This is a genomic window from Streptomyces netropsis (assembly GCF_014203545.1).
GTDB classification, from domain to species: domain Bacteria; phylum Actinomycetota; class Actinomycetes; order Streptomycetales; family Streptomycetaceae; genus Streptomyces; species Streptomyces netropsis.
In genome coordinates this window covers 214,000-226,441 of the sequence record NZ_JACHJG010000014.1, presented here as the reverse complement: position 1 = coordinate 226,441, position 12,442 = coordinate 214,000, and the positions used below count along the sequence as shown (strand labels likewise).

Here is a 12,442-nt window from a genome sequence, read left to right as displayed (position 1 = left end):
GTCTCGACGGCGAAACCGCCCTCGACGTTGCCGGTGAGGCCGACGGAGACCGAGATGGTCGTCTGGGTGCTGGTGGTGACGGTCTGGGTTCCGGTGGTGCCCTCGGTGACGTACCAGCCCTTGAAGTGGGTGATCGTCGGGGACACTTCGGTGCTCTTGATGTACGGGTGGCGTGTGCCGAGGTCGCCTGCCGTACAGGTGTCGCCGGGCCCCGGCGACTGTGCCGTCGTGGTGGTGGGTGCTGCGGCAGCCGGTGAGGCGGCAAGGCCCATGGCGGTGACCGCCATGGCGGCCGCCGTAGCGGTCACCGCCATGAGTGATCTGCCGGTGCGGCTGACGGGTCTTATGGGACGCATCATTGCCTATTTCCCCCTGGTCGTGTGTGTCCGGTCGGGGGTGAATGTAGCGGCCACAGGGGTGGTGACGTGAGGCCCGAACTGGCCACAAATGATCACGGAGGGGCTTATTCCGCCCCTGAAGCAGACCGTTGCCGGGCCGGTTCGATCCCCGGTGAACCCGCACGCCACCGAACATGGGGGACCACTCTTTGAAGGCGCCAGGCACCTGCGCGCGGCAGTAGCCGCACTCGCCCTGACCGCAGCCCTCCTCGCCCTGGGCGCCTCACCGGCCGCCGCCGCACCGTCGGCGGCCGGCCGGGCGGCTCTCAACGGCCACGGCACCCAAGCACGAGGTGATCGGCACCGCCAGGCTCACGGTCGTGGCCGCGTCCGAGCCGAGCCCCACGAGTACGCGGTGGCAGGAGAGCATCTCCGTCCTCGCCGGCGCGATGTCACCCACCATTCCCGGGTTGAAACTGTCCCTTCGATCGACCTGTACCGCGTGCATCGCGAGCCCGCCCGCCTGGGGCGGCGGGCAAATAGAGGCCGGTCCGCTGCCGGAAGAGGATGCCGTTGATCACTCTGCGGTGGCTCTCCCAACGGCCGTCTCGCCCCACGTTCTTGGGCAGGTGTGGCTCCAACCGAGCCCATTCCTCATCGGATAGATCACCCCGCCCCATGCCGACGGGAACGATCAACTGGCAGGCCAGTCACACCGACCCATCGGACAGGACCTAAGCCCCTGCGCTGGACCGGCTGGACGCTCCTGGACGGTCTTTACGGCCTGGGGAGTTTGCGCCGGAGACCCCATTTCCCGCTCCCCCCAACGCCCTTCCCGACCAGGGGAAACGCCGATCCGGTAGGGGGCGGCGGCGTCTGTGGGACGTACCGCCCGGGCCGACGCCACGTGAAGGTCGCGTCGGTGGCAGCGGCGCCTCCTCGCCCCCACGGGGCAACCGATTCCCCTGCCTCCGGCTCTTCGGAGGCATAGAAGCTGACCGACGACCGCAGGCTCAACACCGCTACGAGCAGAAACCAGGAGGACTGATGGGCAAGCAGCAGAGCGATGATGACGACGTATTGACTGTGGAGGACACACTTGGTGCCGAGGAAGTGGCCGTCTACCGCTGGCTGGCCCTGCACGGTCAGCTCGACCTGGTCCGGATGGCCGAGGAGACGGGGGTCTGCGAGAGGGCGGTGAGCAGTGCGGTGGACTACCTCGTCCGGATCGGCCTGGTACAGAAAGGCGAGGAGGGCGACGACCGGCTGCGGGCCGTCGACCCGCACCTCGTCGCCTCCGTGGCCACCGCGCCGGTGGAACAGGCCATCGCGGAACAGCAGACGCGACTGCGCGTCTTCCGCGACCAGTTCGCCCGGCTGGCGTCCGACTACAAGAAGGGGAGGCACGGTGCCTTCACGGACTTGGAGACCATCCCCGGACTCACCCAGGTGCGGGCCGCGCTGAACCGGGCGGCCGAGCAGTGCCAGGAGGACACGGTCACCGTGCAGCCCGGCGGCACCCGCCCGCCCGAAGTGCTCCAGGACGCCTTGCTCCGGGACAGGCAGATGCTCGCCCGGGGGGTGCGGATGCGCACCCTTTACCACCACACCGCCCGGTTCAACAGTCCCAGCCAGGCGTACGTGGCCACGATGAGCGCGCTGGGCGGCGAGTACCGGACCGCCCACCAGCTCGTCGGCCGTGTGATCATCTTCGACCGGGAACTGGCGTTCATGACCAACCGCAACGACCGGCTGGGCGCGGTGGTGGTCCGGGAGCCGTCGGTGGTGCACTTCCTGTACGAGCTGTTCGAGCAGATGTGGTCGCAGGCCCAGCCGTTCTCCGACGCAGCCGCCGACGGCCTCGAGGCGGTCGCCAAGGATCTGGACCGCACCATCCTGCGGCTGCTGGCGGCGGGACTGAAGGACGAGACCATCGCGCGGCGGCTGGGCATGTCTCTGCGCACGACCCGCAAGCACATCGCGGACATGCTACAGGTGCTGGGCGTCCAGAGCCGTTTCCAGGCCGGCGTCGCGGTGTCCGCGAGGGGGCTGCTGAATGACGACGGAGAGCCGGACGCGGAACCCACGACAGCCCCGGCCTGATCCGGCAGCCGTCCTCCGGGGGCGCACACCGTCAGTCCGGGCACTCCAGGTGGAGTTCGAGCAGTGTGGTCGGGGCGTAGATCTCCGACAGCCGGTAGGTGTGGCCCCGGGGCACGAAGAGGGTGCCACCGGAACGCAGCCGCATGCCCAGCGGGTGCGAGGGGCGAGGTGCCGGGTCCTCACCGATACGCGACAGGACGCAGCGGCAGGCTCCTTCCAGGACCGTGACCGTGGACTCGGCACCCCTCGGTGCACCCTCCGTGACGGGGGAACCGGCCGACAGGAAGCGGTAGGAGGAGCGCACCCGCAGTTGCAGCCTGCGGCCCAGCTCCGCCGCCAGTTCCTCCGTGCCCGGTCCGCCCGGCACGGAGGAACCTGCACCCGGTTCCGGGCGGGCCGGCCGGGACATCCCGAGCAGGGCCGGCAAGGTCGTCGGATCCTCGGACCACAGCAGGGCGGGCCCCTTGACACCGTTGGCCGCCACGCACAAGGCCAGCTCTTCGACGAAGGACTGCATCGGCTGACTGAGACCTCGCTGTCCGGGCACGGTTCTCCGATCTCGCCGCAAGTCCGGGCGATGCGGGGTGGACGAGGTGTATCAGGGCTCCCGGACACACCGGGGAAAGGGAGGGGCTACCTGAGCGCCTGCAACCGTAGCGGGAATTCTGCCGCTCGGGCGTCGGTCCCGGCAGCCACATATCACCCGTCCCGGAATCCACCGACGGAACCATTCACCAAGTCCTCCGGCACCGAAGCGGGGGGCGAACGAAACACCCAAAGCTTCTCAACAACTGGTGATTCGGGCAGATATGACTGTCCGACACCCTCAGCCGTCACGGCTCGCCGAAGGCTCTTGAAACGACTCCCGGAGCTTCGCCCGGTCGATCTTTCCGTTCCGCGTCGACGGGAGTGCGTCCAGCTCAGTGAAGTGTCTGGGGACCATGAACCGGGGCAGACGGGAGGCACACGCACTGAGCAGGTCGTCCTGGTCGACCTCCGCACCGGTCACGAGGGTGTAGAACGCCGCCAGTTGCGTGGAGGCAGCCACCTTGACCCCGACGACCGCGGCTCGACGGACACCGGCGACCCCGGTGAGCACGGTTTCCACCTCACCCGGCTCGACTCGGTAGCCGTTCACCTTGAGCTGGTCGTCGAGCCTGGAGACGAAGTGGAACTCGACACCGTCGAACGTGACCAGGTCTCCGCTGAAATAGCAGCGCCGCATGCCGCCGTCTTGATGTTCGACCTCCCGGAATCGCTCCGCGGTGAGCGCGTCGTCACCGGCGTACCCGATCCCGACGCAATTCCCGGCGATGACCAGCTCTCGGGTCTCGCCGGGCGCGAACGGGCGCAGCCGTCCGTCCACATGGCACAGCAGCTCCGCGTCGACGACCGCAGTGCCGATGGGCGGCCGGTCGGGCCAGTTGGTGACGTCGCCCGTCAGCCGGTATTGAGTGACCACATGGGTTTCGCTCGGCCCGTACTGATTCACCAGCGTGAGGTCACCGTCGGCACAGAACTGCCGCACCTCGTCGTTGATCACCAACTGTTCGCCTGCCACCGAGATCTCCCGCAGACTCGGTGTCCTCTCGCCCGCGGCACACGCGGCGGCGGCCAGTCCGTGCAATCCGACCACCGGCTGGAAGAGCCGGGCGGCGTCGTGCTCGCGAATGATGTCGATCAACGTGAAGGGGTCCAGCCGGTCTTGGTCGTTCACCACGATCAGGGTCGCACCGGCCAGCCAGGTCGCCACCGTGTCCTCGTACACCATGTCGAAGCCGATGGACGACATGTGCAGGGTGTTCGGAGGCCGGTCGTGGCTCCACCGCTGGACGTGCCAGTTCCCCAGATCCGCCAGGACTACCGGCGGCACCGCGACAGCCTTGGGTTCGCCCGTGGACCCGGAGGTGGGGATGACGTAGCAGACCGGACCGGTCGCGACCTCGTCCCGCCTCGTTCCCCGAATCGACCGGAAGGTGTGTTCCGCGACCCCCGATCCGATCGGTGCGCACTCATCGGCCCGCAGGATCATGGCGCAGTCGGCGCTGCTCACCAGTTTGCCGGTCCAGGCGGGCGGCATGGTCGGGTCGATGGACAGCACGCCGGCTCCGACGCGCCACACACCCAGCACCGCCGCGCAACGGGACCACGAACGAGTCGCGTGCACGTCGACCACGTCACCGGGACCGATGCCGTGTTCGGCGAGGCCGCCGGCGATCTCGGCCGACACGTCGTCGAGTTCGGCGTAGGTATGGGCGATGCCGTTGTCGACGACCGCCACCGCGTCCCGGTGCCGGGCGATGGCGTCGACCAGCGTCCGGATCAGTGAACCGTCGAGGTCGCTCATGCGATCAGCCCCCCGTCGACGAGTTCCAGCGGCCGGTAGTCACGCGACGCCACGAACTCCGGGCGCGGGTCGGGCACTTCGCGCAATTCGTTGTCGACACTGTTGTAGCTGACGAACGCCATGGTCCGGTCGGTCGGCGACATGTTCGCACCGGAGCCGTGCGCGATGCAGGGGTGGAAGAACAGCAGGCTTCCGGCACGTCCGACGATGGACCGGATCTCCGACTCCGCGGTGACCCTGGCCATCTGTTCGGCGTCCAGGGCGAACTCCAGCTTCGCCGACAGGTCGGCCTCCCACCGCAACGCGCCCTCGGACTCAGGACGCCACGGGGCTATCGCGTCGTTTCGATGCGAACCGGGTACGACCAACAGCGGGCCGTTGTGCTCGGTCGCGTCGTCCAGGAGCAACGCGGCATTGACCGCCCGCGGCTCCGGCATACCGTCCTTGTTCCCCCAGACGCTGTAGTCCTGATGCCATTGCCACACTTCCCCGCGAAGCGCCTGCTTCGCGTTGACTTTGCACTGGAACACATGCACCTTGCTTTCCAGCAGTTCCTCCGCCGCGGAAAGCAGCTCGGGCAGCCGCACCAGCCTGGAGAACAGCGCTCCCGTGGTGTGGCAGCCGTGGATGCCCCGCACCGTGGTGCCGTCCTCCTCGAAGATCCGCCCGGGGTGCTCGGTCGCGTAGAGATCGACCACCTCACGCCGCAGAGCGGCGATATCGTCGGCATCGAAAACGTCTTCGAGGAGCAGGAACCCTTCGGAACGGTATTCCGATATCTGGCTTTCGGTGAGCATAACTCGATGGCCTCTCTGCCTTGTTCTGTGGGGCGGTGAAAAGCGTTACGTAGGCGCGGGAACATCCGCGGCATCACATCTGGAGTCCCACGGAAGACACCGCTCGCCGCGACCAGGTCACGCCACTTGGTCATGAGGTGGTCGTCTGCGAGCGCGGACAGACCGTGCGCGGTGAATCCCTGCTTCGCGCGTCGCAGGACGGTCTTCGGAGCGACGCCGGCGTATGCCGATTCGAGGCAGGCCTTTCCCTCGAAATCGGCGACCTTCTCGTCGTCGCCGACGCGCAGCGCCAAGTCGACCACGGGATTGCCGAGGAACGGGAACCGGCCCTCCACTGAATGTGCCATCAGCATCGCGTCGCCGTGGTCCCGAGTAGATGACTCCCCAGCACGGACGTAGACACGAACGAACAGGTGGTGAGGGGCTCGGTCTCAGTTGTGCTGTCGCATCGGGGTGAAGTCGACCAGGATCACCGCACGCTCGTGGTGGACGACGGGCCCGGGCCGTCAGACCGTGGCGAGCCGGTGAGCCGGGCGGACGACCACCTGGCGCCGGCGTCCGCGCCTGGTGGAGAGCTCCACCCGCGGGTTGTCGTCGAAGAGGTCGAGGCGGAGCAGCCGCTCCTCGCTCCAGCCGAGCAACCGGAACTCACCGGCGCCCAGGTGCAGCAGTTCCACCGACGCGCGCCCCTCGACGCGCAGGACGAGCCCGCCGTCTTCGGCGGCCACTTCGGCGACGAGGTCGGTCTCCTGGTCGTCGACCACCGGAAGTCCCCACTCCATGAAGGAGAACGGGATGGCGAAGCGGCAGCTGAACTCGGCGAGTTCGGGCGGGGTCAGCGGCAGAACGGGGCGGTAGTAGGCGATGTCGCTGGCCGGCAGCTGTGCCCGGAAGCTCTCCGGGAACAGGCCCAGCAGCCTGTCGTTGGTCGCGCAGTCCGCGACCAGATGGATCCTGGCCCGGTCACCGGTGTTGCGCACGGAGTGCGGTCGGTCGAAGTCGGCGTACCAGAGCGTTCCCGGCTGCCACCGCTGTTCGGCCCCGTCCATCACCAGCACCGCACCGGGATTGGTGACCAGCGGGATGTGCAGCCGTACGTAGCCGTAGGGGAGCCCGATCGGGGTGTCCGAGTGTTCCGCGACGGACACCCCGGGAGCCAGGGCCATCAAGCGGACACTGCGCAGTTCGGTACCCAGCTCGGACAGGATCTGACCGAGGTAGGGCGCCTTCGCCATCAAGGGGGTGTCGTCGAACCAGTCACGTCCCGGACCACCGGGGTCGGTTCGCCGGACATCCCCCCTCGGCGCACGCAGCGAAAGGACCTTCCAGTCCACATCGGATTCTTCCCCGACGACGCCGTCCTCGAAGGACTGCTGCAATGCCCAGAACTCGGAACCGCTGAGTTCTGCGAGATCCGCGTTCAGCCGATCGGTATCCAGGTCGTCCCGCAACATCACTGCGGCCGGAAGATTCCTCAAGGATCCGCTCTCTTGCATGAAAGCCTCGCTTCAATGAGCCTTGTTCGCTTTGGCCTTGCTATCAGTATCTTACTTCTGTATGACACCGGGAAAAGTTTCTCGCGACGCGCTGAAGCGGCCAGGACCCTTTAGGACATGACCTTTCCGGCCTCAGCCGCGAAAATGGCGCGCTCGGATTCCGGGAAATCACGCAATTTTCGGATCGGGCTGAACAGCAGAATGACCGTCGACAGTACTTGCAGCCCGCTCATCATCCACAGCGTTTCCCGGACACCGGACAACTCGCCGAGCGCGCCGCCGAGCAACCCGCCGACAGCGATGGCGCCGAAGCTGATCACGGCGGCGCTCGCACTGATCCGCCCGATCAGGCCCGGTGGGCAGTACCGCTGGCGGAAGGTGTCGGTGATGATGCTCGCCGCGACCACACCGGCGCCGGCACCGACACCGCCGACGACGAAGAACGCGAGACCGGCACCCGGGCCGGTCAGCGGAAAGAGCAACGTGAAGGGCGCGGCACCCACCTGACAGATCAGCGCGGCCCGGGCGGTGCCGAATCGGTGGGATACCCGGTTGGACAACAGCACTCCGAGGACCCCGCCGAGACCGCACAACGTCAACACCGCGCCGACCACGGCCTCGTCGGCGCCGACTGTCCGAACCAGGAATGCCACTTCGATCGAACTCATTCCGGTCAACGCGATGTTGGACATCGCGCTGAAAACCGCGAGTGTGCGCAGAATGGGGTCCCGGAACAGGAATCTCAGACCATCGCCGACCTCGGTGCGCAGTCGACGCCGCCGGACCGCCGGGGGCGGCGGCTCGGTCGTCCGGATCGCCCGCAGGCAGAGCCACGACACCACGAAACTCAGCGCGTTGGCCAGCAATCCGGTGACGGCGCCGAATGCCTGCACCAGCAGTCCGGCCAGGCCGGGGCCGGTGACCTCGGCTGTCGACTCACTGCCCTGCAGCCGCGCATTACCGGCCAGCAACTCCGCGTCGGAGAGCAGCGTCGGCATATACGCACGCTGCGCGGTGGTGAAGAAGACGTTGGCGCAACCGCCGATGAAGGCGGCCAGGAGCAGGTGGGGAATGGTGAGTACGCCGACCCAGGCCGCGACCGGGACACTGGCGAAGGCGACGAAGGAAACGGCGTCGCAGACCAGCATCACCGGGCGGCGCGGCAGGCGGTCCACCCACGCGCCCGCGGGCAGACCGAGTATCAGCCAGGGCAGATAGGCGACCGATGTCAGCAGTCCGACAACGAGGGTGCCCGCGTGCAGGGTGATGACGGCGACCAGGGGCAGCGCCACCACCGCGATCCCGTTGCCGAGCAGGCTTGTGGTTTCCCCGAGCCAGAACAACCGGAACTCTCGGCCGGCCACGGAGCCCTGGCGTGGCTTGCCGGTCATCGTTCTCCCGCCGCGGTCCGCGAACCGTCCAGCTGGGCGAGTTTCCCGGCGAGGACGGCGCCGATCCGCGCGATCGGCTTCGCCTGGGTGATCTCGCCGTGGCTACAGGCGATCTCGTGCACCTCGAGGCGTCCGGTCACGTGGTCACGCCAGGATTCCGGCGCGGGCGAATCCTCCGGTTTCTCCTCCGTGGCGGAGAAGAACACCATGTCCCCCCGGTACGTTCGGGGCCTCAGTTCCCCGTAGATCCGGTCGTTGTCCACGAACACCCGGGCCAGGGCGGCGGCCTCCGACCGCGTCAGCCGTTCGAGGGTGCTGCCCGGCCGGCGGACCGTCCGCTCGTAGTCGTCGTAGCGCAGTGGTCCCTCGCCGCATTCGGAAAGGTCGTACCCCAAGGAGTCCAGGAGCTCGGTGAACGCCTCCGAACTGCCGTCGACGAGGGGCCGGTAGCCGGCTACCGGGTCGGGCGGGTAGCCGTCGAGCAGGGCGAGCAGGTCGACCTGGGCTCCCCCGGCCTGCAGCTCGGTGGCCATCAGGTGAGCGAGCACGGCACCGAAGGACCATCCGATCAGCCGATAGGGCCCTTCGGGCTGGACGGACCTGATCTGCTCCACGTAGTCCTTGACCATCTCCCGCCAGGACTGGCCTGTCGCCGCCGCATCGGTGAGGCCCTTCGCCTGTAGGCCGTACACGGGGTAGTCGGCGTCGATGTGGCCGAGCAGGCCCGCGTAGACCCAGCTGATCCCGGCGGCCGGATGCACGCAGAACACAGCGGGCCGATCGGCTCCCGTCCGCAACGGGAGCAGGGCCGACAGCGGGTCGTGTCGCGCGTCGGCGGCCAGCCGGTCCACCAGGTCGGCCACGGTGGGCGCCTGGAACAGGTCCAGGATGGTGAGTTCTCCGCCCAGCACCGCTCGCACCCGGGCGAGCAACCTGGTGGCGAGCAGGGAGTGACCGCCCAGTTCGAAGAAGCTCTCCTCGGCGCCGACCCGGCTCAGCCCCAGCACCTCCGCGAACAGTCCGCAGAGGACTTCCTCGTAGGGTCCGCGCGGACCACGCGACGGCGGACGGTGCGCGAGGTCCGGGGGCGGCAGCGCGTCCCGGTCGAGTTTTCCGTTGGGCGTCATCGGCAGCCGCCCCACCACCTGGAAGAACGACGGGATCATGTGGTCGGGCAGGATCGTGGACAGCCGCCGGCGCAGGTCGCGCGTCTCGAGCGGCTGGTCCGCTGTGGGTTGCACGTAACCCACCAGCCGCTTGTCGCCCCCGGCGGCCTCGTGCACGGCCACGGCAGCCTGTGCCACCTCCGGGCACCGGGCCAGCGCGGCCTCCACTTCGCCGAGTTCGATCCGGAAGCCCCGCACCTTGACCTGGTCGTCGATGCGGCCCAGGTAGTCCAGCCTGCCCTGGCGATCCCACCGGACCAGGTCACCGGTGCGGTACATGCGGCTCCCCGTCTCCCCGTGCGGAACGAAGGGGCAGGCGACGAACCGTTCGGCGGTCGCGGCCGGGCGGTTCACGTAGCCGCGGGCCACGCCGGGCCCGGTCACGTACAACTCGCCCGGGACACCGGGCGCGACGGGGCGCAGCCGCTCGTCGAGCACGAAGACCCTGGTGTTCCCGATCGGCGTGCCGATCAGCGGGGACAGGCTGTCCGCGACGTCCCACCACAGCGCATCCAGGGTGCACTCCGTGGGACCGTAGAGGTTGTAACAGAGCGTCCCGGACGCCTCCCGGACCCGGGTCCACAGCGTCCGCCCGGCGGCTTCCCCGCCGAGCAGCAGCACCAGCGGCGCATGTGGTCCGGACAGCAGGCCCTCGTCGAGCAGGTGCTCCGCGTAGGTGGGGGTCACGTCCAGGACGTCGATCCCGGCGGCCGTGACGTAGGCGGTCAACGCGACGGCATCGCGCCGGATGTCGTCACGGATCACGTGGAGTTCGTGTCCGGCCAGCATCCAGAACAGTGCCTCCCACGACGTGTCGAACGACAGCGAAGCGGTGACGGCGGACCTCAGCCGCCGGCGCGCGGTGGCCTCGGTGCGCGCGATCAGGCCCTCGCGGTGGAAGGCGTACAGGTTGCTCAACGCGGAATGCGGCGTCAGCACTCCCTTGGGACGGCCGGTGGATCCGGACGTGTAGATGACGTACGCCGCGCTTGGCGGCAGTACGCGACAATTCAGGTTGGCCACGGGACCGGTCGGCATCTCGATCCGGTCGATGAACACCGCGGGCAACTCACCGAATCCGTGCGCTGCCGCGGTCGCGGTGTCCGTGACGACAGCGACCGGTGCGGCGTCCCGCAGCATGTGCCCGATCCGGTCCGGTGGGTATTCGAGATCGACCTGCAGATAGGCCGCGCCGGTCTTGAGTACCGCCAGCATCGCCACTATGGACTCGGCCGACCGGGGCAGGGCCAGCCCGACCAGCCGCTCCGTCCCGGCTCCCTCGGCGCGCAGACGGCGTGCGAGGAGGTTGGCACGATCGTTGAGTTCGGCGAAGGTGAGTCTCGTGTTCCCGCACACCACCGCGGTCGCTCGGGGCGTTCGCGCGGCCTGCGCCTCGAACAACTCCGGCACGGTGGCCGGCGACACGGGCCGGGCGGTGTCGTTCCACGCGACGAGGACCTGGTGGCGGTGTTCGGCGGACAGCGGGTCGGCTTCGCCGATGGGGCGTTGTGGTGCCGACACGAGTTGCCGCAGCAGCCGGGGCAGGGCGTCGGCGATGTGGTCGGCGGTGGCCCGGTCGAACAGGCTGGTGGCGTACTCAAGGGCGCCGTCGATGCCCGCGGCGTTCCCGTCCGGCGTGTAGTTCTCCCGGAAGTCCGCGGACAGGTCGAATTTCGCGACCTTCCAGTCCAGATGCTCCTCGGTGCATGTCAGGCCCGGCAACGAAAGCGTTGCCTCCTCCGCTCGGGACAGGGTCAGCATGACCTGGAAGAGCGGATGCCGTGCCAGTGACCGTTCCGGGTTCAGGTCTTCGACCAGCCGCTCGAAAGGGACGTCCTGGTGGTCGTAGGCGGCGAGATTCGCGTCCCGCAGGCGGTGCAGCAGCTCACTGAAGGTCGGATCACCGGACACATCGCTGCGCAGCACCAAGGTGTTCACGAAGAAGCCCACCACGTCTTCCAGCGCCTCGTCCAAACGCCCCGCCACCGCAGTGCCGATCGGGATGTCCGTACCGGCCCCCAGCCGGGACAGCAGGACCGCCAGCCCGGCTTGCAGGACCATGAACGTGGTGCACCCGTGGTCGGCGGCGACCGTGATCAGGCGGCGGTGCAGATCGCCGTCGAGCTTCAGCGGTACCCAGTCACCGCGGTAGTCGGCCACCGCGGGGCGCGGGCGGTCGAACGGCAGGTCCAGCTCGGCGGGCAGCCCGGCCAGCTGTTCCCGCCAGAAGGACAGCTGCGTCGCGAGCAGGCTCGCCGGATCGTCCTGGTCGCCCAGCAGTTCCCGCTGCCATACCGCGTAGTCCGGGTAGCTCACCGGCAGTGGCGTCCACTGCGGAGACTGCCCCGCGGCCCTGGCGTGATAGGCCGTGGCCAGGTCGTTGAGCAGCGGCTGCCAGGACCACCCGTCGCAGGCGATGTGGTGGATCACCAACGCCAGCACGTGTTCCTGTGGCGCCAGCGCGAAGACCGTCGCCCGGATCGGGAGATCCGTCGTCAGGTCGAAGCCGCGGTCGATAGTGGAGCCGAGCGCCTCGGCGAGCTGGCTCTCCTCCTCGCACACGACCACGTCGAGCTCAGGCCGTCGGGCGAGCACCCGCTGTACGGGTTCGCCGTCGACCCCTGGGTATACCGTGCGCAGCACTTGGTGCCGGTCTGCCAGGTCGGTGAGCGCCGATGCCAGGGCGGTGCGGTCCAGCTCACCTTTCGCCCGGATCACGAGCGGGCAGTTGTAGACCGCCGACCGGCCGTCCACGCGATTCAGGAACCACAGCCTCCGCTGGGCGTAGGACACGGGGGGCACGG

The 12,442-nt window shown here is 68.5% G+C and carries 7 protein-coding genes and 3 pseudogenes; 1 reads left to right on the top strand and 9 read right to left on the bottom strand.

Annotated features, from left to right (window positions below):
* Window positions 1-314: pseudogene (locus tag FHS38_RS28655) on the bottom strand (hypothetical protein); the annotation flags it as partial.
* Between the two features lie 566 nt (window positions 315-880).
* A pseudogene (locus tag FHS38_RS28650) lies at window positions 881-1,018 on the bottom strand (transposase); the annotation flags it as partial.
* 367 nt (window positions 1,019-1,385) lie between these two features.
* Between FHS38_RS28650 and FHS38_RS28645 the strand changes: the two are divergent.
* Entirely contained in the window at window positions 1,386-2,441 is a 1,056-nt protein-coding gene (locus FHS38_RS28645) for a helix-turn-helix transcriptional regulator (RefSeq protein WP_184738416.1), read from the top strand.
* Between the two features lie 31 nt (window positions 2,442-2,472).
* On the opposite strand, the gene FHS38_RS28640 is transcribed toward FHS38_RS28645, so the two are convergent.
* The 7 genes and pseudogenes from FHS38_RS28640 to FHS38_RS28610 form a co-directional block, all read right to left on the bottom strand.
* On the bottom strand, window positions 2,473-2,958 hold the full coding sequence (locus tag FHS38_RS28640; RefSeq protein ID WP_221495452.1) for a hypothetical protein: 486 nt from the start codon (window positions 2,956-2,958) through the stop codon (window positions 2,473-2,475).
* A 309-nt stretch (window positions 2,959-3,267) separates the two neighbouring features.
* Window positions 3,268-4,788, bottom strand: a complete 1,521-nt coding sequence (locus FHS38_RS28635) for an AMP-binding protein (protein WP_184738413.1) — start codon at window positions 4,786-4,788, stop codon at window positions 3,268-3,270.
* A complete protein-coding gene (locus tag FHS38_RS28630; RefSeq protein WP_184738411.1) occupies window positions 4,785-5,585 on the bottom strand; it encodes a phytanoyl-CoA dioxygenase family protein in 801 nt (266 codons plus the stop codon). Before FHS38_RS28630 ends, FHS38_RS28635 begins: the two co-directional genes overlap by 4 nt.
* Before the next feature lie 170 nt (window positions 5,586-5,755).
* Window positions 5,756-5,998 (bottom strand): annotated as a pseudogene (locus tag FHS38_RS28625) (asparagine synthase-related protein); the annotation flags it as partial.
* Window positions 5,999-6,091: 93 nt separating this feature from the next.
* Complete coding sequence (locus FHS38_RS28620) at window positions 6,092-7,063, bottom strand: aspartyl/asparaginyl beta-hydroxylase domain-containing protein (RefSeq protein WP_260420996.1); 972 nt, start codon at window positions 7,061-7,063, stop codon at window positions 6,092-6,094.
* Between the two features lie 128 nt (window positions 7,064-7,191).
* The gene (locus FHS38_RS28615) at window positions 7,192-8,472 is read right to left on the bottom strand and encodes an MFS transporter (protein ID WP_184738407.1); all 1,281 of its coding nucleotides are present in this window, start codon (window positions 8,470-8,472) and stop codon (window positions 7,192-7,194) included.
* Complete coding sequence (locus FHS38_RS28610) at window positions 8,469-12,440, bottom strand: non-ribosomal peptide synthetase (RefSeq protein WP_184738406.1); 3,972 nt, start codon at window positions 12,438-12,440, stop codon at window positions 8,469-8,471. The genes FHS38_RS28615 and FHS38_RS28610 overlap by 4 nt, the downstream gene beginning before the upstream one ends.
* Between the last annotated feature and the right edge of the window lie 2 nt (window positions 12,441-12,442).

Excerpts from the sequence above, each read along its gene's own strand:
- FHS38_RS28630 (WP_184738411.1), bottom strand. The coding sequence starts at position 5,585 with ATGCTCACCGAAAGCCAGATATCGGAATACCGTTCCGAAGGGTTCCTG.
- FHS38_RS28615 (WP_184738407.1), bottom strand. The coding sequence starts at position 8,472 with ATGACCGGCAAGCCACGCCAGGGCTCCGTGGCCGGCCGAGAGTTCCGG.
- FHS38_RS28635 (WP_184738413.1), bottom strand. The coding sequence starts at position 4,788 with ATGAGCGACCTCGACGGTTCACTGATCCGGACGCTGGTCGACGCCATC.
- FHS38_RS28645 (WP_184738416.1), top strand. The coding sequence starts at position 1,386 with ATGGGCAAGCAGCAGAGCGATGATGACGACGTATTGACTGTGGAGGAC.
- FHS38_RS28640 (WP_221495452.1), bottom strand. The coding sequence starts at position 2,958 with ATGCAGTCCTTCGTCGAAGAGCTGGCCTTGTGCGTGGCGGCCAACGGT.